The following is a 21,905-nucleotide window of genomic DNA, read 5'->3' as shown; positions in this document are numbered from 1 at the left end:
TCGGAAAATAAACGCGGTTGTTCGAAGGTTACCGTGCAATCTTCGGAGAAAAACATCCCATGTTCGGCGTTCAAATGGTCATGTTCGAAGCTTTATGACAAAATACCCACCACCCAAAACCTGTTTATTAACAGAAAACCGGAGCGTGCACTGAAGCACGCTCCGGTTTTTCTATTCGTTCACTGATATTTCTTCATATAACCCCGGTCGATATAATCCTTCCACCACCAGGCCCAGCTGCCAAACTGACGCCACTTTCCATAGAGCATCAATGCCTGTTTATTTCCTGTAGAAAGTAAAATCAATGCACGAGACTGAGGCACATAATCTTTCATCCCCTCGCGCTTAAGACTTGCGATCAGGTTGTGATGAAGCACTTCCCCCTGGCGTACTGCATATACACCGCTTTTCGGCAGATTCGGATGCGTTGTGAGTGCAGCACAATCTCCTGCTGCGAAGACCCGGCTATCATCAGTCGTCTGCAGGCAGCCGTTTACTTTGATAAAGCCTTTATCATCAACCGGCAGGCCGGACTCCGCTAAAAGCGCAGGCGCCTGGGCTCCGCCAAGAAAGATGACTTCGTTATATGGAACCTCTTCCCCGCTTTCAGTCATCACATATCGGTCTGTTACTTTCACAGCTGTATCGTTTTTTGAAAAATGGATGCCTTTATGATCAAAGAGTGTTTCTATCACAGCATCCGATTTTTGATCAATCAGTTCACTCGATGCGATTACTGTAACACAGTCATACTTGCGGCCGTTCTGTTGCTTCCACTGATTGAATGAAAAAGCCATTTCTACGGCTGCTGCTCCACCGCCAATGATGACGAGTTCTTTTGCTTTGCGGCATGCCTCAATCCGGTCCGAAAACAGATGCGCAGGTTTGATCTGCACCTGTTTTTCTGCAAGTCTCTCTATGTTGCCTGGCGCCGTATGTGAGCCGATATCCAGTGAAAGACGATCGTACTGCAGTTTTTCACCCGATGACAGAACGACTTCCCGTTTTTCAGGATCAAAGGAATGAAGCGTTTCTTCTATAAAATCAATTTTCTTATCTTCACAAATTTTCTTCAGATCAATTCGGATATCTTCAAGGGTATAAAGCCCTTCAGCAAAGCCTGAGAACATACCGGAATAATAATGATAGCGGGATGCTGACACGAGGACCCATTTTACTTCTGTATCACGTTCAGCGGTGAGCCGGCGCAATACTTCAAGGTGCGTGTGCCCACCCCCGGCAAGTACAATTGTTTTCATTATTTCCTCCTCAGCGTTTTCTCTATTCTATCAGGCAGCAGCCGTGAAAATAAAGCGTACATGCTTCTGACACAGCCTGAGGGATTGAAATAGGATATAATTTTCATAAAAAATTCGAAAAGATAGGAGTCTCTTATGGCACAGAATGATACAGGTATGAAACCTTTTATTCAATTAATTTTATCAACTAAAATCCCAAGACTTGCTTTGACGCTTGGATTGGTCGGGAGTATTCTGACGACGCTAGTCGGACTGACCATTCCGTTGTTGACGCGTGAGCTGGTCGATGGCTTTTCAGTTTCTTTAAGCGGGTGGCTGGTCGCAGCAATTGCGATTGTCTTTATTGTGCAGGCGCTGATTGATGGCGGCTCGACTTACCTGCTCGGTTATACGGGTCAGGTAGTTGTAGCGAGACTACGTGAACAGATGTGGGAGAAGATGATCCGCCTGCCTGTCAGCTATTATGATCAGAAGGCAAGCGGTGAGTCTGTGAGCCGCGTGGTGAATGATACAGGGATTGTGAAGGATTTGATTTCCCAGCACTTCCCGCAATTTATCACAGGCATTATTACAATTTTTGGTGCAGTCATTATTCTTTTAGTGATGGACTGGCGGATGACGCTTCTGATGCTGATATCTGTCCCTGTTACAGTGGGGATTATGATTCCACTCGGCAGACAGATGTCTAAGATTTCACGCGGGCTGCAAGATGAGACGGCTGATTTCACAGGAAAGATCCAGCAGACGTTAAGTGAGATCAGATTAATGAAAGCGTCGAATGCTGAGACATTTGAAGCTTCAAAAGGAAAAGGCGGCATTAAAAACCTGTTGATGTTCGGCTTGAAGGAGATGCGGATTTTTGCGATTGTCGGTCCGCTTATTTACCTTGTGATGATGGCTGTCATTGTTGTGATTATCGGCTACGGCGGGATCAGGGTGGCGGAAGGGTCAATGACAACGGGCTCGCTTGTTGCATTCCTGCTGTATCTGTTTCAGATTGTCTTTCCGATCACGTCATTTGCGATGTTTTTTACACAGCTGCAAAAAGCAAAAGGTGCGACGGAGCGGATTATCGGAATTATTGATCTTACACCGGAGGACGGCAGAACAGGCGAGGATCTCGATATCAGTGGAATGCCGGTACATGTAAGAAACGTATCATTTGCTTATGAAGCGGGTGAACCGATCATTTCAAATGTATCGTTTGACGCTGCACCTGGTGAGATGGTTGCTTTTGCAGGGCCAAGTGGTGGTGGAAAGTCCACGATGTTTGGTCTGCTGGAGCGTTTTTATGAACCTGCAGAAGGCGGCATTTTTATTGGCAGGACACCGATTACGGATCTTTCGATGAATGCATGGCGGAGTCAGATTGGATACGTTTCGCAGGATAGCCCGATGATGGCCGGTACAATCCGTGATAACTTAACATACGGACTGGGTAATGCTGATTCAATCAATGATGACAGGCTGTGGGAAGTAGCGGCGATGGCTTATGCAGAACCATTTATCAGAGAGTTTCCTGAAGGGCTCGATACTCAGGTCGGCGAGCGCGGCGTAAAGCTTTCAGGTGGACAGCGCCAGCGGATTGCGATTGCCAGAGCATTTCTGAGAGATCCTAAAATTCTGATGATGGATGAGGCGACTGCGAGTCTTGACAGTCAGTCTGAGGCGATTGTACAGCAGGCGCTAAGCAGGCTGATGGAGGGGCGGACGACGTTTATTATTGCGCACAGGCTGTCAACGATTGTGGATGCGGATAAAATTATTTTTATTGAAAAAGGACGGATTACAGGGATCGGGACACATCAACAGCTGATCCAGACGCATCCGCTTTACAGAGAGTATGCTGAGCAGCAGCTTGCATAGAAATACACTCGCATGATCCGGGCAACCGGTGGTGCGAGTGTTTTTTATTCTATTTAAGCGCATTCCACATTTAACCCAGCAGTCTCTTCGCTTCCATAAACCGCTGACCTGCTGTAAACAGTTCTACTGCCAAAAAGGCGAGGGTGGTCCATAAGACAATGGATGGTGCGAGCATCATGACACTCAGAAAAATGAAGCCCTCTGTCCGCTCAGCAAGTCCTGCCTGGTAGCGGAATGACTTGATCCCGTTATTTTCAGATACGTTTCCTACTGTGAGGAAGATCGTCATTGAAACAACAATGGATGCCATCAATAGCAGCGCGGCCCACATGATGTCCGGGTAGAGAAATGCAACGCCAAGGATGACACTGATCTCTACGATGCGGTCAAAGGTGACGTCCATGACTGTGCCGAACGGGGACGTTTTTGTGGCGCGGGCCATTGAACCGTCGACGGCATCAAGAAATCCGGACAGCCACAGGACAATGACTGCGATCACCGGAAATCCGAGATAATAAATGAGGCCTGAAGCCGATCCAATGATGAATGCGCCGATGGTTACCTGATTGGCCGTCCAGCCAAATGCGAGGAAACGGTCAGCTGTTTTGCGAATCACAGGTTCTGCGTATTTTCTTCCATATGTATCTAGCAGCGTCAACACCTCCTACTCCCTATTATCTTCTTTTTGAAGGCCCAACCAGACAGCCATTTTCTTTCTGTAGATGATTGGAATCGTGATGACGACAGCAAAAAATGTCAGTCCAAGCAGAATAATTCTGATGTCTCCTTCAGCTATGCTCGACCCTAAAAAGATATAGCCAAAAGTACCGGGTATAATTCCGATGATCGTTGCGAGTGTAAAAGCTTTGAGCTTTACGTTAGCAAGTCCTGCAGAATAGCTGACCAGGTCAAAGTTTAACAATGGCGCGAGCCTTAAAAGCAGTACATATAAAAAGCCTTTCTCCTCCATTTTGGATGTGACCAGCTGTATGCGGGGATCCTGAATCTTTTTGATAAAAGTATGATTGAATCTCCGGGCAATTAAGTAGGCAACAATTGCACTGAGAACAGCACCAATTATTACATAAATAAATCCGAAAATCGCTCCAAAAGCAAGACCGCCTGCAATAGAGAGAACAGAGGCAGGAAACAGAATAATTGGTCTGAAAGCGTAAATGATGATAAACAGCACCGGCCCCCACCAGCCTATGGACTGTATCCACTGCTGAATATCTGTCGGTGACACATCCAGATAGGTCCTGTTGAAACAGTACAGGAAGATCGCGATCACTAATACGCTCACTGCCGCCGTAATTGTTTTCCTTTTCATCCCTGCCCCCCTCTCTATAAAGCGTTATTGTGCCTGAAAATACCGGATCTCATCTTTTGGAAAAATGACATATCCTTTTGAAGCTGAATGTTGGTCTCCAGCCGGAATTGCTATTCTGCTGCCGCCGTCCAGTAAAACATGCGCATATCTGCGGCCGAAGTGGTATGTTTCATTTACCCACTCTGCTGCAAACCACTCCCCGTCCGGTGTTTTTTCTAAAGACCATCTCGCCTTTTCAGCGGGACAGTAGCGCGTCTGATCAAGGACAATGACATCAGAATAAAGAGAGGCTACAAGGGCATTTCGCGGAGAATGGTATAGCTCTTCGGGGTGACCGATCTGCTGGATGCGTCCCTCTGCCATCACTGCTGTCCGGTCACCAAGCAGCATCGCCTCTTCTTTATCATGCGTCACAAAGATCGAGGTCATTTCTTCTTTTTTCAAAAAAGCTCTGACCCACTCTCTTAAATCTTTCCTGAGACCTGGGTCCAGACTTGAAAATGGCTCATCAAGAAGGAACAGCTTCGGCTTTAACAGCATGGCACGGACAAGTGCTGCCCGCTGCTGCTGTCCGCCGGAGAGTTCATGCGGATATTGATGGACCTGACTTTCCAGTCCCACTTCTTTCAAATAATCATGCGCCAGCTCATTCGCATGCTTTTTTCCATCTGTTATCTTTTTACCATAAGCGACATTTTCAAGCAGTGTCATATGCGGAAAAAGCAGAGCCTGTTGAAAGATCATTCCGACCGGCCGGTGCTTGACCGGTTTATTTAACAGGTCAGTCCCTTCGATCATTACTTGTCCATCTGAAAAATAATCAAGCCCTGCAATGCAGCGGAGAAGCGTTGATTTTCCGGTTCCGGATGGACCTGCCAATGAAAGGATTTCCCCTTTTTGAAGGGAGAATGAAAGGTCAGTGAATATCCTGTTTTCATCAAACGTTTTTGATACATTTTTCACCTGTAGATAGGGGTGACTCACAATATGCTCCTCCTTTTCATAAATGATCTTCCTGCAACGAGCATGGCGACTGCCTCTGCGATGATGATCGCCGCTGCCGGAATAAGTACGAAGGCAATTGAAAATGCAGCCATGACCGTGTCATCAGCTGACTGTAGGAATGGATAATAGATGATTGGCATCGTCAGTACGCTGCCTCCACCAATGATCGCAGTGAGGACGTATTGCCCCGCACTAATCGTTACTGTAAGAAAGATTGAACTCCTGATACTCGGGATCAGCAGCGGCAGTTCGATTGTACGAAATGCGTGCCACGCGCCTGCTTTCAGCATCCGGCCCTGACCCAGCATATCCTGGGGGATCCGGTCGTATCCCACTTTTAGCACTTTTATCGTATATGGAATTGTTGGAACGAGGTGCACAATGGTGACACCTAGCCACGTATTAGCCAGCCCCATGCGGATCATTGTGATATGAAGGCCCATTGCTGCTGCCATAATCGGCAGGAACAACGGAAGTAGCAGCATCACTTCGAGTGTGTTTTTTAAAGGGAATGAGCGATGAGACAATGCTTTTGCAATTGGCACGCCTGCAAGCAGATTAATCAGTGCGACAGCAAGTGCAATGAAGAGCGTTGTCCCCATGGATTCAATGACTCTGCTGTCCTGAAAAACGACTTCCCACCCCCGGAGCGTCCAGTCAAGCGCGATGCCTGACCGCCAGGGTGTTGTGACACTTTTAATCACCATTATGAGAACCGGGGTGATAAAAAAGATCAGACAGCTGATGTAGAAAAGATTCTTTTTCATAGTCCCCTCCTAGTAACGGTGGCTGCTTTTTGACAGCAACATTCTTCTTTTATTCATCAGTGCAAAGCCTGCGAGTGAGATCGTTCCAAAGATCAGCGCAACAAACATTAATAAGGCAAATGCCATTGTGCGCTCATCCTGAGAGACACTGTAAAACCACTCGTATGCAAGCACCGGTGTCATTTGCGGGTAAGATACACCGAGCAGACCCGGCACTTCATAAGCAGTGAAAACAAACGCGCTGATAATCAGCGCCGTTTCAAACATGACAGGTTTCACCCACGGCCACTCGACCGTTTTGAACCAGTCAGCACCGCTCCCGCCAAGAACTGCATTGACTTCCATAAACTGCTTTGGCAGCTGAAGATAGACAGGGAGCAGCATTAAAATCACAAAGGGTATTTCCTTCCATACATAAGTGATAAAAATACCGATGCCTGACTGATCCTGCACGAGGACCGGAAAGAGTGTGCTGTCTTCAAGCAGACCGGTCTGCACAAAAAAGGTTGAAATGAGTCCGCTTTGCCCGAGTAAAAGCAGTACAAAATAGCCCCACACAAAATGCGGGAAAAGCATCGGAACCCATACCATCCACTTTCCGCTGCCATCAATATGCAGATAAAAACTTCTGACAATCAGCCAACCAATAACGAGTGAGACAAGCGTTGAACTGAAGGTAATCAGGATACTGTAGAGCAGGCTGTCAATCAGTTCACGTCTGTCAAAAAGTGCGCTGTAATAGGTCCAGGAGAATCCGGTTTCTCCTCTCACACTTTCCATAAAAGCAAGAATCAGACTCCCTCCCGCCAGCAGTAAAAATGCACAGGCAGGAAGCAGCAAAAGGATCAGCCGGTTAGTCTGCCGCCACTTCATTGCGCCACTCCGATTCAATCCATTCCACGTATCCTGCGTCTACTTCAGAGATATATGATTCTGCAAGCACCTCTGCATCAAGCACAGTATTTCCACGATCAAGTTCTTCAAAGCCTGCGCGTTCTTCTTCGCTCAGACTGCCAACATCGATCGGTGAGCTTTCTCCCCAATAGTCAGGCTGCAGTTTTTCAAGCTGGGCTTCAGGACTTAAGAAAAAGTCGATCGCAGCCATTGCCGCTTCTTTATTTGGACTGTTATAGGGAATTGACAGGAAGTGCGTATTTCCGATTGAACCCGGATCCTCAAGCACGAATGATTCAGTTGTCTCAGGGAACACACCGTCACGCAACAGTGATTCTGCACGCGCTTCGTTATAACCCATTGTCATCCATACTTCTCCCTGACTGTACAGGCGATCAAGTTCTTCAAGTGAAGCAGGATACGTTTCGCCGCCTCTCCACAGATCAGGTTCTATTGTCTTTAAATAATCCCACATCGCAGTTGCCTGGCTTTCTTCAAGCGGTGCATACGGCTCACCCAGTAATCCTTCTGCTTCCACCGCTTCTCCAAGCATCACGTGCCTGATAAAAGCATTTCCGGTAAAATCACTTGCTTCCGGATACGTAAACCTTCCCGGGTTCTCGCTGATCCAGGTTTTCAGTTCATCTAAAGTTGATGGCGGATTGTCTATTTTGGTCGTGTCATAGTTAAAGACAAACTGTACCTTCCCCCATGGTGCCTCGTATCCTTCCGTTGCTGTACCGAAATCAAATTCATAGTCTTCCGGCTGATAGTAATCCTGATAAGAAGGAAGTTCATCAACGAATGGTCCGAAAAGAAGATCGCCTTCTTTTGCTCGCTTGAAATTCTCTCCATTCATCCAGATCAGATCAATTGTCCCTTCATCCTGATCCGCTCTTTTTTCAGTTTCCAGCTTCTGAATAATTTCATTCGTATCAAGCGGAATCCGTTCAAGTGTGACGTCGTATTCCTCCTGTAATGCCGGAATCGCATACTCATCTATGTAGCTGTTAATACCTGTGTCCCCGCCCCACATATAAAGGCGCACAGTTTCTCCTGCTGCGGTTTCAGTAATATCTTCCCACGATGAATCTGAGAGATTAAGATCTTCCTGTTCTTCCGCCTGCTGTGAACTGCAGCCTGCAAGGAGCAGTCCTGCTAAAAGGATATAACTTTTTTTCATATCAATCATCACCCTGTTCTTTGAATGTTTTTCATCTATCAAACACGAGTCGAGTTTTAGCCCGGGCTCTATACTATTCTTTTATCCTCAGTTTTTCTGTCAGGTGTATTACAAACTTCCCTTATTATTAAAATAAGCACTTGCCTGATGCAAGTGCTTGTGTGTTCAGAGCGCCGCTGTCCATTCCTTTGTCTTCCTGTCATAGGAAAACACGGCTGACGGTTCTCTCTTATATTTTTTCTGCATATCTTCCTGCAGGTCATCCATATTTGCATAATCACCGGCAACCCACACCGGCACTTCGACTTTTCCTTTATTAATGACACCATGCTGAAATGAAATGACAATCCCTTCTCTCAGCAGATGCGAGATTGTCATGACAACTTCCTTTGGAATAGGTGGAAGCTGTTTTTCTTTTTTCCATTGAAGCAGTTTCGGATTTTTACGTCCTGCCATTTTTTCAGGAATGACTTCACCGATCATTAGAAAGAAGTCTGTCCAGTCCTTGTAGTATACACGGTTCAGCATTCCGTCCTCTGTTGAGAGATAAACAAACCGGTTGTTTAGCTTTTTGTAAAATGGCATGTTCAGGTGATATTTCATATGCCCCATATATAAAAGCTCTGCAAGCTCCTGGGCACTCATTTCATCCACGCCTGCTTCATCCTCAAAATCAATCCAGCAAAATTCTCCGTAAGCTGAGATGTCATCTTTGATAAGATCCTGTACTTCCTGCTCGTGCACATATTCAAGATACGTATGCATATTGAAAGAAGACTGCTCAAATTTATGCTTCAAAAGGAGCAGATGATGAACTCTGTCTGATAATGCATGATAAAAGTCTTTCATATCGATACCGCTGGACATCGCAAAGTCCTGAGCTGTATTCAGGTGAAGGTAAATCCAGCCCTGGTTTTTCATGTCATCATCTCCTCACAATAACCTCTTATTTTCTCATTGTATCAAATAGTTTGAAAAAGGAGAAAAAGAAACTTTTCCTGATGCTCATTCGTCTATTAATTGTGACAGCTGTGACAAAAGTATTGATTAAATTTACAGCGTTGTGACTTCTAGTGAATTGTGAAACAGTGAATAATCTGATACGCTGAAAGCATTGTTTATTAGAGGAAAAATTAGAATTCAGGTGAATAGATTGAATACAAATAAACACTTTTCAGACAGAATTGACTGGACCCTTGCGTCACTGTTGATTTTATTTATGATCGCTAGTGTACTAGCGATTTCTTCTGCCCAGACAACGGGTCAGTACGCTGCAGTCGGCACGAACTTTGCAATCAGGCAGGGTATGATCTATATTGTCGGGTTCGTACTAATTGGCATGATGATGTATTTTGACATGGATCAATATAGAAAAATGGCCTGGTTTTTATACGGATTCGGGATCGTTCTTTTAGTCGGGCTGCTTGTGCTCCCTGAAAGTATTGTTCCTTATAGAAACGGTGCATATAGCTGGTATAACTTCCCTGTCATTGGGACATTACAGCCTTCTGAGTTTATGAAGACTTTTACAGTGATTGTGCTGGCAAGAGTCGTTGCTTCCCACAACGAAGCTTTTGTGAACAGAGATTTAAAAAGTGACCTGTGGCTGCTTGTAAAAATTGGCCTGGTCTCCGGAATTCCGCTCGTTCTGATCAATGAGCAGCCCGACCTTGGTACAATGCTTGTATTCGTAGCAATTACAGTCGGGATTATTCTTGTATCTGGTATTACGTGGAAGCTGCTACTGCCGACTTTTTCATCTGTAGCGGTTGTGGCTTCAACGGCGATTTACCTCGTGCTTTTCAGACGGGATTTAATGGAGCGCTTTTTTGAAGACTACCAGCTCCGGAGAATTTATTCGTGGCTTGACCCTTACAGCTATGCGTCAGGGGATGCATACCAGCTGACGACTGCAATGAGTGCGATCGGCTCAGGCGAAATTTTTGGTAAAGGGTATCAGGATCGTCAGGTCTACGTGCCGGATAATCATACTGACTTTATTTTTGCCGTTATCGGTGAAGAATATGGCTTCATCGGTGCAAGTATTGTGGTCAGCTTATTTTTCCTGCTGATTTACCATTTAACAAAGGTTGCGCTTGAGACGAAGAGCCAGTTCAATGTGTATGTGTGTGCAGGTGTCATCAGTATGATTACCTTCCACGTATTCCAGAATATCGGGATGACGATTCAGCTGCTGCCGATTACAGGTATCCCGCTGCCGCTGATCAGCTACGGGGGAAGCTCGCTGATTGGTACACTGTTTGCGCTTGGACTATTGTTCTCAATGAAATTCCACCATCGCACTTATATGTTCTCAAGTGAAGATGAGGATTAAAAAACGTGTTAAAAGCTGAGTGCTTTTAACACGTTTTTATTTGAATCCGGTTCACTGTGCTTCAGGCGTCGGCACAATCACAGATATATGGTTTTTAAGTACGGTGATTTCGTCGTGATCTCCTTTATAATGTTCCCCGTCCAGGTCAATGGTTTTTGTCGTATTAAGCGTTACCCTGCAACTGGATGTTTTATACTGTGTAATGGTGGTTTCATCCTCTTCCCAGTCAACTGAGGTTTTGGCAGTGAAAATTTCTTTTAGCAGCGTAAAGCCTGCTTCTTTTACGACAAGTATGTTGATCAGCCCGTCATTCATCTGAATGGAGTCCATCGGGAATTCAGTTGCACCGATTGATTTTCCATTCATGAATAAAAGCATCACTGCTTCTTCTTCGATTACCCGATCATCGAATTCGAGTTTTACATTGAACCGGTCCTGTTCTGACAATGTTTTCAGCGCACTCATATAATAGCTGAAGCGTCCGAACATACCTTTAGAGGCATCATCTATACTTTCAGAAGCTGCAGCAATCAGCCCCGTTCCCCAAAAATTACTGAAATAACGGTGGTTAGTTGCGACAAGGTCCACCTCTTTTTCCATACCGCTAAATGCAATCAGCTCTGCAGCCTGCTTCAGGTTCAGTGGAATATCAAGCGACCTTGCAAAATCGTTACAGGTTCCCGCCGGCAGGATGGCAAGACACGGCCTTTTATCAAGCGGCGCAAGTCCGTTGATCGCTTCATGGACCGTACCATCCCCGCCCATGATTATGACCAGCTCCACTTCTTCTCCGTGCTGACGACAAAAATGTTCTGCATCTCCCGGCTTTTGCGTCTGATATAAAAACAGCATTGGAATCTTTGAGGCCAGAATTGGTGCTGTCTGACTCAGAATTTTCTCCGCGTCACGCTGTCCTGCATTACCGTTGTAAATGAGCATTGCTTTTTGAAACATTTTTGCACCTCCTCTGCCTTACTGATTTGTTATGTATATTCCCTTAAATTGCGATAAAAATCCTCAAATAAAAAAAGGTCCTCCATCAATGAGCACCTTTCGTCATTCAGCTGATCATGTACCTGAGACCTGATGAGGTTCCTTGACAGCTTCAAGTATTTCAAGACGTGATTTTGTAGTGGTGATCTTAACGCCTACTTCAGTCATTTTTGTCATCAATTCCTTGATGCCTTCCCTGTTTCTTGACATGTGTGAGCACCTCTCCCGCAATAGAGTTTGTATGAGTAAATATACGAATAATCGTTTCATAAAGTTTCAACAATTTTTAATTTGTGAGCTTATTTTTCTAAATAAGTTTCATTACGATTATCATACCACCTGAGTAGAAAGATTAACCTCAAAAATCAAAAAAATTAATTAAATCAACACATTTATCAAAATGACACCGTCTGTGCATAAACATTCATTTCAGTGAAATAATAATGGCGTACAAAATTTGGAGGTGGAACAAGTGAATATCAAAGAAGTTATGACAGATGAGATTTACACATGCCACGTAAACGATACGGTGGAAACTGCAGCTGAACTGATGAAGGAACATAATATTGGCGTATTGCCGGTGCTTGATGAAAATGGTAGTCCGGCCGGTATGCTGACAGACAGGGACATTGTGATCCGCGGAGTTGCTGAGCATAAAAATCAGACAGTCGATCAGGTGATGACCCATGAATTAATCCATGTCACACCAGAAACTCCTGCTGAACATGCAGCTGATCTGATGGCATCTGCCCAGGTGCGCCGTCTGCCTGTTATTGAAAATGGTCAGGTGATCGGGCTTGTCTCACTTGGGGATCTTGCTGTGAATCCGCAGTCGGATGATAAAGCCGGCGATACGCTGAGTGATATTTCGCAGCCTTGATTGAATAGTGGGGACAGTGGCAGCGGATGGGACGGTACTCAAGTGTTGTGTTACAGCACCCAATTGAGCGGATACGTCACTCAAATGAACGTGGACGGCACGTTGCGGCACTCAAATGAGTTGGCACAGCACTCAAATGGGATTTCACGTCACTCACCCAGCCCAGATACAGTCTTCGACTCATTCAAATGGAACAAAAAAGCCTTTCAGCTAAAAATCTCGCTGAAAGGCTTTTTCAATTACAGTTTTACTCTCTGAAGACGCAAAGCATTTAATACAACGGACACTGAACTGAATGCCATTGCAGCGCCTGCTACCCAAGGGGCAAGCAGTCCGATTGCCGCGATCGGGATACCGAGTGTATTGTATCCGAATGCCCAGAACAGATTCTGGCGGATGTTTTTCATCGTTTTACGGCTCATCATGATAGCATCTGCAATGCTGTTCAGATCTCCCCGGATCAGTGTGATATCAGCTGCTTCCATTGCAACATCTGTTCCTGTACCGATTGCCATACCTGTATCTGCAGTTGCAAGTGCAGGCGCGTCATTAATACCGTCACCAACCATTGCAACGGTTCGTCCCTGCTGCTGCAGCTTAATAATTTCATCTGCTTTTTCGTCAGGCAGCACTTCAGAAATGACTTCCTCAATTCCTGCTTCATGTGCAATTGCACGGGCAGTCCGTTCATTATCACCAGTCATCATGATCACGTTAAGACCCATTTTCTTCAGACGGTCGACTGCTTCTTTTGACGTCTCTTTGATTGTATCTGCGACTGCCACAATCCCCGCTAATTGACCGTCAACTGCGATCAGCATTGCGGTGCGGCCTTTTTCTTCAAGTGAAAGCATCTGTTCTTCCACCTCTGAAACATCCACGTTTTCCTGCTTCATCAGTTTTCTCGTTCCTGCGAGCACTTTTCTGTCACTCACTGTTGCTCGGATACCAAACCCTGACACCGCTTCAAATGAGGCTGCTTCAGGCAATGAGATATAGCGCTCACGCACACCGTTGACGATTGCTTTTGCTAACGGGTGTTCAGACCCTGCTTCTGCTGCACCTGCAAAAGTCAGCAGGTCTTCTTCTGACCAGTCATTTAAAGGCGTTACATCTGTTAAAACCGGTTCACCTTTTGTCACAGTCCCTGTTTTATCAAGCACAACTGTATCAATTCCCTGAGCTGCTTCAAGGTGTTCCCCGCCTTTAAACAGGATACCTGCTTCAGCAGAGCGTCCTGAGCCCGCCATAATGGAAACTGGAGTGGCAAGGCCAAGCGCACATGGGCATGCGATGACGAGTACTGAGATTGTTGCTTCAAGTGCCGGTGCTACTTCACCAGGTGAGATAAGTGAAATCCAGACGATAAATGTAACGATGGCGATCCCGACAACGATTGGCACAAAGATCCCTGAAATCCGGTCTGCCTGCCGCTGAATCGGCGCTTTAGAGCCCTGGGCCTGCTCGACGACACGGATAATCTGGGCAAGGGCAGTGTCTTTGCCTACCTTTACTGCTTCCACTTTTAGAAATCCCTGCTGATTAATTGTTGACCCGATGACCGCGTCACCTGCTGTTTTATCAACCGGTACACTTTCTCCTGTAATCATAGATTCATTTACAGCGGACTGCCCTTCACGAATGATGCCGTCCACCGGAATTTTTTCACCCGGGCGTACAGCAAGCAGATCACCTGCTTTTACTCGTTCAAGCGGAATCTCCACTTCTTCACCGTCACGGATGACAAAAGCCGTTTTAGCCTGCAGACCCATCAGCTTTTTAATCGCTTCAGATGATCTGCCTTTCGCTTTCGCTTCAAAAAGCTTGCCGAGTACGATCAGTGTAATTAATACGGCACTCGTCTCAAAATAAAGTCCCATCATGTGTCCGGGCATTGATAGACTCTGTATCGCCAGGTACACACTGTAGAAATATGCAGCCGACGTTCCGAGCGCGACTAGCACATCCATATTCGCACTTCCGTTACGAAGCGCTTTATATGCACCTGTATAGAACGGGGCACCTACAATAAATTGAACCGGTGTAGCGAGTGCCATCTGCACCCATGGATTCATCAGCATATCCGGTACGTACATCCATTCGGTAAATGAAAAGTGTCCGACCATCGTCCACAGCAGCGGCACTGCAAAAATCAGTGAAAATAAGAACCGTTTCTGCTGGCGCTTAATCTCTGTCTGGCGATGATCCTCCTCAGGTGCACGGTCCTCTTTACGGGTTGCACCATAGCCAATTTTCTCTACTCTTCCAATAATATCTTCTACAGACAGTACGCCTTCTGTGTACTCCACCGTTGCCTGTTCGAGTGCAAGATTGACTGTGGCACTCTTCACGCCTTCTAAACGGTTCAGCCCTTTTTCAACACGTGCAGAACACGCTGCACACGTCATGCCGGTAATATCAAATTCTTCTCTTTTCACCGACACACCGTAGCCGAGGCTTGAGACTTTATCCTGAATCTCATTTAGCGTCAGCTTATCAGGATCATAGGAAACTGTTGCACGTTCGAGTGCCAGGTTAACATTTGCTTTTTCCATACCATCCATCCGGTTCAACCCTTTTTCAACTCGCGTAGAGCAGGCTGCACACGTCATGCCGGTAATGTTTAATTCTTTTTCAGCCATATCAGACCCCTCCTCTCATACCTATATGGGGTATATTAATTACTTAAGAAAATGCGCAGATTGACTGCGCACGTTCCTTTATTTCACGTCATACCCTTGGTCTTCAATTACGTCTTTGATCTGATCGACTGTAACTGATGACTCCTGGTAATCGACATCTACTGTTCCCTGATCAAGGTGAACCTTGACTGAATCTACGCCGCTCATTTCACCAACGTTGGATTCAACGGCTTTTACACAGTGCTGACATGACATTCCTTCTACATTCAATGTTACTTGAGACATGCTGTATTCCTCCTGATTATGATTTATTTCTTCATTAACCGTTTCATCGTGACAAGTAGTTCATCAACAACCTCGAGGTCACCTTCCTGGATCCGGTCCACGATGCAGCTTTTCATGTGTCCTTCGAGAAGCAGTTTTGATACGCTGTTCAGTGCAGACTGCGTTGCTGCGATCTGTGTGATGACATCATCGCAATACGTATCCTTTTCAATCATGCCTTTGATCCCGCGCACTTGTCCTTCAATCCGGTTCAGACGCGTCTGAAGGTTTTTCTTCATATCCTCTGAATGATGACTCTTACGTTCACTTCCACAATGCGTATGCTCGTTAAGCTCAGTAGCTTCCAAACACATTCCCTCCCTGCACTGCATTCTTGTCATTTTTATTTTAACATACCCCTATGTGGTATTCAACAAAAAAGTCTGAATGCTCTTTTTCTTATATATCAAAAGTATCTTATACTGAGAGACATTTCAATACTTTAACGCAACAATCAGTCAAATAATTGTAAATATTGTGAAATAGGAAAATTAATGAGAAATGAAACTTTCATTCCGGTCATTCGTTATTAGAGATTATGTCTGATTATGCGTATAATATATAAAAGAAGAAATTAACAGATAGGCAGGGGCTGAATATGGACTTTAACTCCTTTGACTGGATCTCAATTTTTGTAGGACTTGTATTTATATTAAACTTTGTCTTTGCAGGGATCCTGATCTTTTTGGAAAGAAAAGATGCCAGTGCAACTTGGGCATGGCTGATGGTTCTGTTCTTTATCCCTGTAGCAGGGTTCGCACTGTATCTGCTATTTGGACGCAGCCTTCGTAAAAAACACCTTTTTAATTGGGAAGGTAGAAAGCGAGTCGGGATTGAACAGCTGATCCGCTATCAGATCGATGCGATTCATGAACGGAAATTTCATTTTAAATCTGAGGAAACAGAAAAAATGAAGGACCTGATTTACATGCAGCTGGTAAACAACGATGCTGTCCTCACACAGGATAATCAGGTTGAGATTCTGGTGGATGGTAGAGAAAAATTTAAAGTGCTGTTTGATGATATTGATCATGCGAAAGATCATATCCATATTCAGACTTACATCCTGAGACGTGATAACCTTGGGCGTGAGCTTTACAAACTGCTTGTAAAAAAAGCGAAGCAGGGTGTGAAGGTCAGAGTACTTTATGATGACATGGGGTCCCGCGGTCTCACAAAACGGTACTTCCGGGAGCTGCGCGCTGCCGGGGGCGAAGTCGAAGCGTTCTTCCCTTCAAAGGTACCGATTATTAACCCGAGGCTGAATTACCGGAACCACCGGAAAATTTCGATTATTGATGGGCGTGTGGGGTATATCGGCGGCTTTAATATCGGAGATGAATATCTTGGACTGGACGCGCGGTTCGGCTACTGGCGTGATACACATTTAAGAATAGAAGGAAGTGCCCTTCACCCGCTTCAGACACGATTCATCCTGGACTGGAATCAGGCATCACACCGCTATGATATCGAATATTCTGATGTATACTTCCCGCCAATTCCGCAAAAAGGTGACGTGTCCATGCAGATTGTCTCAAGTGGTCCCGACTCAGATTGGGAACAGATTAAAACCGGTTATCTGAAGCTGATCAACAACGCTGACAAGTATGTCTATATCCAGACGCCATATTTTATTCCGGATGTCAGCTTACTCGATGCACTGAAGGTTGCAGCGCTCTCTGGAATCGATGTGAGAATCATGATTCCAAATAAGCCCGATCATATGTTTGTGTACTGGGCTACCTATTCTCATGTAGGAGAACTCATGAAAGCAGGCGCACGTATTTATATTTATGAAAAAGGATTTATTCACGCAAAAACACTCGTGACTGATGATGAAGCAGCATCTGTTGGAACAGCCAACATTGACCTTCGCAGCTTCAGCTTGAACTTTGAAGTGAATGCATTCCTGTATCATCAGGAAACAGCTACTTCACTCGCAATGGTATTTGAAGAGGATATGAAGGACTGCACAGAGCTGACACCGGAGCTTTACCAGCAGCGTTCGAATCTGATTAAGTTTAAAGAATCGATTTCAAGGCTGTTGTCACCAATTTTGTAATTTATTATTCAGTATAAAAAAACAATTATAGTTTTGCACAGCTGGTGATTGAAGCGGTAGGGGGCGACTCCTGTGGCAGGAAGGGACGTGTGAGACCGAGCATGGCGAAGCCTGCGGGCTCACCGCCCGGCCGCGGAAAGCGTCCCCCTCTCGCTGCAATCACCACCCCGTTTTAATAAGGTAATTATGAAAAAGAGCTGATTCCCTTTTAAAGGAGTCAGCTCTTTTTTCAGTAAAACATGATGAAGTCAAAAGTCAGGTTAAGGAAAAACAACGTATGCAAAGCCGTGAAGATATACCCCGCCCGCGAAATACGGTTCATTTTTTCCACCCCCGCAGATATTTAACCTCATTATAACATATTTTCAGAAAAATCAATTAATTTTCATTCAGCAGTTTTCGCTCCCGGTCTTTTGACAGCCCTGCCTGCCACTCATGATCTTTACGCTCGTTCAACCATAGCAGCGTATCGCTGATTGTTTCTTCAAGCGGCCTGAAGGTTAACCCCTTATCAACCGCTTTTGAAGCATCCGCAAGTAAAAAACCATCCGGGTATTGCTCTGTGACCGGCAGCCAGAATGGCACTTCGACAAATGGTCCGGCTTCATGTTTTGTCAGCACATTATCACTTACCCACTGATATGTAACATCAGCATTCGCAACTTTTTTAGCAGTGTCCAGATACTTCTCCATTGTGGGAAGTGGATCACCACCTGCAGCATTATAGGTGCCTGATTCGTGATTCTCAATCATATGAATCGCCCATTCACTTAAATCCCTGACATCAATCCACTGTACTTTCCGCTCAGGTTTCCCAGGCGCAAGTGCAGTACCGCCCTGCTGCGCACGCCATACCCAATAAGTAAAGCGGTCTGTTGGATCATGAGGCCCGACAATTAATCCAGGTCTGATGATCAGTGCATGATCGCCATACAGCTCTTTCACTACCTCTTCACTCTGCTGCTTCAACGGACCATATGATGCTCCGTTCACTTCCTCAGTCTCTTCTTGGAGTTCAGCGAGCTTCGTCACACCTTCAACGGCTGGACCGTTTGCATAATCTTCGTAGACAGAAATGGTGGAGATTAATGTATATTGTTTTACTCTTCCTTTTAGCATTTCTGCTGTTTTTCTAACCTGTGATGGCGTATAGCCTGATACATCAATGACAGCATCCCATGAACCTTTTTCGAGAGCAGATAGATCTCCATTACGGTCTCCTGTCAGCTTTTCAGCGTCAGCAAACAGATTTGTGTTCGTTTGCCCTCGGTTAAATAATGTCACATTATGTCCTTTATTCACTGCACTCTCAGCAATATGTCTGCCAAGAAATTTTGTTCCGCCTAAAATTAACAGTTTCATTTGGATTGACACTCCTTTTATCCGGATTGATGGTATTTTTTCTGATAATAATGTCTGATTCCACTGCTTAATAAATAGAAGGTAATCATTGTAAAAGTAATCACAGTGACAGTTGAAAGAACGACCCACTCAGCTGAGAATACATCATGGTGTATATTGATAAAAAGTGACGGCCAAATAAATGAATTGTTTACTGTCTCCACTCCACCGCCCCGAATCGACCAGAATGCGTTCTGAAGGTATATACCAATCACCGCAAACTGAGCGAGCAGGAAAAGCGTTCTTCCCAGGTCACTGATAAAATTGGTCACAATGGTCAGACGCAGCTGCGGCCAGAAGTAGCTTTTAAATAATGTCCACTGTGAACAGCCCGCTACAATGCCTGCCTCAAAGAAAGGCTTTTTCGCACTGTAATCCATGGATGTTTTGATCATATCACCTGTTCTGCCTACCTCAACAGCCGCAATGATAACAATCAGCCAGATCTGACGATGCTCTGAAAAGATCACGAAAGGCAATCCTGAAAAGAATACAACAAAAAAGATTGGCGGCATAAAGGAAAACAGCTGGCTCCAGATCGAGAGAAACCCTCTGATTGTCTGAGAATAAAAGCTTCCAATCCCAAGCACTGCAGATACGAGGAAGCGGATGATGACAATTGTCAAAATAACCATAAACGTTTCCTTGGCCCCGGCAACGATCAGACTTAATACATCCCTGCCCTCTCTGTCGCTTCCGAGCGGATCCTCAGCTGAAGGCGGGAAAGGTGGCACCTCGATACCCGCATCTGTAAAACGTGCGCCTTCCTGTGAAATACCGCTATCCACCGCAGGTAAAAGCGGTCCTATAAATGTAAGAATGAGCAATAATAAAAGCATAACGCTCCCAATTGTCAGATGCTTATTCATCCCTCACCACCTCTTTCGTGAGGGAGCAGAAATGCCCTTGCGACCTGACTGATCAGCCCGGCAAGCAGAATGAGTACCGTGAAAAAGAAAGTAAATGCGGCAATTGCCCCTTCGTTCAGCCCGAGTGACTGCCCATCTACAATTCTCGTTGATACGGTGACATATTCCTTAAAGTAATAAGCAGCTCCTTTATATTGCGTGAGATACTCGATGACAAAAAGATTTGATAATAAGTAGAGTACAATCGTATTTGTGTGAACGAAAATTTTCGCCAGTCCGTTTCTGAGCATATGTATGTATAGCAACTTATAAGAAGAAACACCTTTTGCCCTGGCCGTCCTGATATACTCTGCTCCATTCTCGTCACTTAGTGCCTGGAAAGTAACATTTGCCAGATAAAACATCGGAAAAACGGATAAGTAAATCACGTTCATCACAACAGCTTCCGGATTCCCTGCGCTGTATAGACTCAATCCTGTGATAATGCCGTTTACATTCAAATACATCAGTGTCATCTGAATAAATACGATAAATACAAGATCAGGTACAGATAGTCCAAGCCATGTGGTTTGAAGCCCAACAACTTTTCTCTTTCCATGACGCGTCCTGAAATCAAATACCCCTTTTGCGACACCTGCTAAAATACTAATAAAAAATGCAGGAATAATAAGCCACAGACTGCGCTGCATCATTTCCCACGCGTGACCGAAAAATGATCTGTTATACCGGTCACTACCAAGTCCTTCTCCATTCAATATTGGCGCGAGAAATTCTTTCACACTCTCAACGTGTGCACTGACAGAGTATTGATAATGTGCAGCCACAAATTCCCCTGATGGTCCGGACTCTATTTCCATGTCTCTCGGCAACAATAATAAAAGCATTAATACAACGAACGCTGCCACCCATTGTATAAGTAATTTCAAAACCCTGTTCCCCATTTAGATCCTCCATTATTTGACTCTTCTGAATAGTAGTATAACGGAAAAATTTGTTTAGGGAAACTAAGAGAATTAACGGGCAGTTAAAAAGACTGAATGGCAGCCTATGCCCTTCAGTCTTTTTTCACATTTCCCAGGAAATATTTAATTTAAATACCCAGATATTCTTCCAATGTTAACCCGCTGTTATATATCTCTGTAGCAAGTTCTTCTCCAAGATAGCGGAAGTGCCATGATTCATACTGATAGCCTGTAATGTGCTCTTTCCCTGCCGGATAGCGAAGAATAAATCCGAATTGATGAGCGTTTTCAGCGAGCCATTTTGCTTCCTTTGTATCCTTAAAGCTATCGCTTGCCCAATGTTCTTCCTGATCCTCAGCCCCGATATCAAAGCCGAGTCCGGTCTGATGTTCTGAATAACCAGGTCTTGCACTGAAGCGGTCTGCTTCCTCTTGACCGTGCTGCTCCACATATCTGTTGTAGAGTTCAGTTTGATACTCATATGATCTGAATGTACTGAATGCGACAAGGCTTTGACCAGCTTCTGCGGCAGCCGCCTGCATCTCGTCATATGCTGCACGTGCTTCCGGGTCTTCTCCCGGCGCATAATCTGTCGGGAGAGGGTATTGTTTATTTGCGATCAGTACTCCTTTTATATAAATAGGCTCTTCCATCGTCTCAGGCGTCCTTTCCGGTTCATCAGGATATGCAGTTTGACTGTCATCAGCGCCATCTTCCGGCGCTGATGGTTCCTCCGTTTCTTCATTACTCTCTGTTCTGGTAATCTCTTTCACGTCTTCATCTATATTGCGTTCTTCATGATTTTTTTGTGTAAATGATTGTTGAATTGATGTGCCAAACAGGCCTTCGATTGTTTCTTCAGGAGACCAGTTATATGCGCTCAAGGCGCCTAATGAAGCACCGGCTAAAATTGTGACTGTTGCGCCGAGTGCGACCCACCATTTAGTTCTTCTCTTTTTTTGGTTATTTTCCAGTCTCATGCTGTTCAGGTCCCTTTCTACATGCGTTTCTATACATTCTTTCAGTTTATCAAAAAAGTAGTGATCTATGTAGTAATTCGGGAAATGTCTTTAAATATTTGGAATTTACTTTTGAACCGATTCACTGTGCTTCGGGCGGACGCTTTCCGGACG

The 21,905-nt window shown here is 45.0% G+C and carries 21 protein-coding genes; 4 read left to right on the top strand and 17 right to left on the bottom strand.

Annotated features, from left to right (window positions below; all coding sequences use genetic code 11):
• Window positions 1-179: 179 nt before the first annotated feature.
• Window positions 180-1,259 carry an NAD(P)/FAD-dependent oxidoreductase gene (locus tag LG330_RS03945; RefSeq protein WP_404407582.1) on the bottom strand — a complete coding sequence of 360 codons (1,080 nt, stop codon included), beginning with the start codon at window positions 1,257-1,259 and terminating at the stop codon, window positions 180-182.
• Between the two features lie 135 nt (window positions 1,260-1,394).
• On the opposite strand from LG330_RS03945, the gene LG330_RS03940 reads away from it, so the two are divergent.
• Complete coding sequence (locus tag LG330_RS03940) at window positions 1,395-3,125, top strand: ABC transporter ATP-binding protein (RefSeq protein ID WP_404407580.1); 1,731 nt, start codon at window positions 1,395-1,397, stop codon at window positions 3,123-3,125.
• A 70-nt stretch (window positions 3,126-3,195) separates the two neighbouring features.
• On the opposite strand, the gene LG330_RS03935 is transcribed toward LG330_RS03940, so the two are convergent.
• The 7 genes from LG330_RS03935 to LG330_RS03905 form a co-directional block, all read right to left on the bottom strand.
• Entirely contained in the window at window positions 3,196-3,777 is a 582-nt protein-coding gene (locus LG330_RS03935; RefSeq protein ID WP_404409491.1) for a CDP-alcohol phosphatidyltransferase family protein, read from the bottom strand.
• A 12-nt stretch (window positions 3,778-3,789) separates the two neighbouring features.
• Window positions 3,790-4,455, bottom strand: a complete 666-nt coding sequence (locus tag LG330_RS03930; RefSeq protein ID WP_404407578.1) for a TVP38/TMEM64 family protein — start codon at window positions 4,453-4,455, stop codon at window positions 3,790-3,792.
• A 24-nt stretch (window positions 4,456-4,479) separates the two neighbouring features.
• On the bottom strand, window positions 4,480-5,439 hold the full coding sequence (locus tag LG330_RS03925) for an ABC transporter ATP-binding protein (RefSeq protein WP_404407576.1): 960 nt from the start codon (window positions 5,437-5,439) through the stop codon (window positions 4,480-4,482).
• Window positions 5,436-6,227 carry an ABC transporter permease gene (locus LG330_RS03920; protein WP_404407574.1) on the bottom strand — a complete coding sequence of 264 codons (792 nt, stop codon included), beginning with the start codon at window positions 6,225-6,227 and terminating at the stop codon, window positions 5,436-5,438. The genes LG330_RS03925 and LG330_RS03920 overlap by 4 nt, the downstream gene beginning before the upstream one ends.
• Window positions 6,228-6,236: 9 nt before the next feature.
• Window positions 6,237-7,100, bottom strand: a complete 864-nt coding sequence (locus LG330_RS03915) for an ABC transporter permease (protein ID WP_404407572.1) — start codon at window positions 7,098-7,100, stop codon at window positions 6,237-6,239.
• Complete coding sequence (locus LG330_RS03910) at window positions 7,081-8,304, bottom strand: ABC transporter substrate-binding protein (protein WP_404407570.1); 1,224 nt, start codon at window positions 8,302-8,304, stop codon at window positions 7,081-7,083. Before LG330_RS03910 ends, LG330_RS03915 begins: the two co-directional genes overlap by 20 nt.
• Window positions 8,305-8,469: 165 nt before the next feature.
• On the bottom strand, window positions 8,470-9,225 hold the full coding sequence (locus tag LG330_RS03905) for a hypothetical protein (protein ID WP_404407568.1): 756 nt from the start codon (window positions 9,223-9,225) through the stop codon (window positions 8,470-8,472).
• Window positions 9,226-9,457: 232 nt separating this feature from the next.
• On the opposite strand from LG330_RS03905, the gene LG330_RS03900 reads away from it, so the two are divergent.
• Complete coding sequence (locus LG330_RS03900; protein ID WP_404407566.1) at window positions 9,458-10,639, top strand: FtsW/RodA/SpoVE family cell cycle protein; 1,182 nt, start codon at window positions 9,458-9,460, stop codon at window positions 10,637-10,639.
• A 51-nt stretch (window positions 10,640-10,690) separates the two neighbouring features.
• Here LG330_RS03900 and LG330_RS03895 read toward each other — a convergent pair whose 3' ends face one another.
• Both LG330_RS03895 and LG330_RS03890 read right to left on the bottom strand, forming a co-directional pair.
• On the bottom strand, window positions 10,691-11,593 hold the full coding sequence (locus LG330_RS03895) for a diacylglycerol/lipid kinase family protein (RefSeq protein ID WP_404407564.1): 903 nt from the start codon (window positions 11,591-11,593) through the stop codon (window positions 10,691-10,693).
• 114 nt (window positions 11,594-11,707) lie between these two features.
• Complete coding sequence (locus tag LG330_RS03890; protein WP_248782141.1) at window positions 11,708-11,842, bottom strand: Lmo0850 family protein; 135 nt, start codon at window positions 11,840-11,842, stop codon at window positions 11,708-11,710.
• Window positions 11,843-12,104: 262 nt separating this feature from the next.
• Between LG330_RS03890 and LG330_RS03885 the strand changes: the two genes are divergently transcribed.
• Entirely contained in the window at window positions 12,105-12,512 is a 408-nt protein-coding gene (locus LG330_RS03885; RefSeq protein ID WP_404407561.1) for a CBS domain-containing protein, read from the top strand.
• Window positions 12,513-12,751: 239 nt separating this feature from the next.
• Here the strand turns inward: LG330_RS03885 and LG330_RS03880 are convergent, their stop codons facing one another.
• From LG330_RS03880 to LG330_RS03870, 3 genes are all read right to left on the bottom strand, one after another.
• The gene (locus LG330_RS03880; protein ID WP_404407559.1) at window positions 12,752-15,154 is read right to left on the bottom strand and encodes a heavy metal translocating P-type ATPase; all 2,403 of its coding nucleotides are present in this window, start codon (window positions 15,152-15,154) and stop codon (window positions 12,752-12,754) included.
• Between the two features lie 78 nt (window positions 15,155-15,232).
• Window positions 15,233-15,439, bottom strand: coding sequence for a copper chaperone CopZ (gene copZ, locus LG330_RS03875; protein WP_374097971.1), 207 nt, complete (start codon window positions 15,437-15,439; stop codon window positions 15,233-15,235).
• Window positions 15,440-15,462: 23 nt separating this feature from the next.
• Window positions 15,463-15,786, bottom strand: a complete 324-nt coding sequence (locus LG330_RS03870) for a metal-sensitive transcriptional regulator (RefSeq protein ID WP_374097970.1) — start codon at window positions 15,784-15,786, stop codon at window positions 15,463-15,465.
• A gap of 290 nt (window positions 15,787-16,076) precedes the next feature.
• Between LG330_RS03870 and cls the strand changes: the two genes are divergently transcribed.
• Window positions 16,077-17,540 carry a cardiolipin synthase gene (gene cls, locus LG330_RS03865; RefSeq protein WP_404407557.1) on the top strand — a complete coding sequence of 488 codons (1,464 nt, stop codon included), beginning with the start codon at window positions 16,077-16,079 and terminating at the stop codon, window positions 17,538-17,540.
• 378 nt (window positions 17,541-17,918) lie between these two features.
• Here cls and LG330_RS03860 read toward each other — a convergent pair whose 3' ends face one another.
• The 4 genes from LG330_RS03860 to LG330_RS03845 form a co-directional block, all read right to left on the bottom strand.
• On the bottom strand, window positions 17,919-18,902 hold the full coding sequence (locus LG330_RS03860) for an NAD-dependent epimerase/dehydratase family protein (RefSeq protein ID WP_404407555.1): 984 nt from the start codon (window positions 18,900-18,902) through the stop codon (window positions 17,919-17,921).
• 17 nt (window positions 18,903-18,919) lie between these two features.
• A complete protein-coding gene (locus tag LG330_RS03855; protein ID WP_404407553.1) occupies window positions 18,920-19,810 on the bottom strand; it encodes an ABC transporter permease subunit in 891 nt (296 codons plus the stop codon).
• A complete protein-coding gene (locus tag LG330_RS03850) occupies window positions 19,807-20,751 on the bottom strand; it encodes an ABC transporter permease subunit (RefSeq protein ID WP_404407551.1) in 945 nt (314 codons plus the stop codon). Before LG330_RS03850 ends, LG330_RS03855 begins: the two co-directional genes overlap by 4 nt.
• Window positions 20,752-20,900: 149 nt before the next feature.
• On the bottom strand, window positions 20,901-21,752 hold the full coding sequence (locus LG330_RS03845) for a D-alanyl-D-alanine carboxypeptidase family protein (protein ID WP_404407549.1): 852 nt from the start codon (window positions 21,750-21,752) through the stop codon (window positions 20,901-20,903).
• Window positions 21,753-21,905 lie beyond the last annotated feature (153 nt).

Origin of the sequence: Jeotgalibacillus malaysiensis (assembly GCF_044789845.1) — a bacterium.
GTDB classification, from domain to species: domain Bacteria; phylum Bacillota; class Bacilli; order Bacillales; family Jeotgalibacillaceae; genus Jeotgalibacillus; species Jeotgalibacillus malaysiensis_A.
This window is presented reverse-complemented; position numbering and strand designations above follow the sequence as displayed.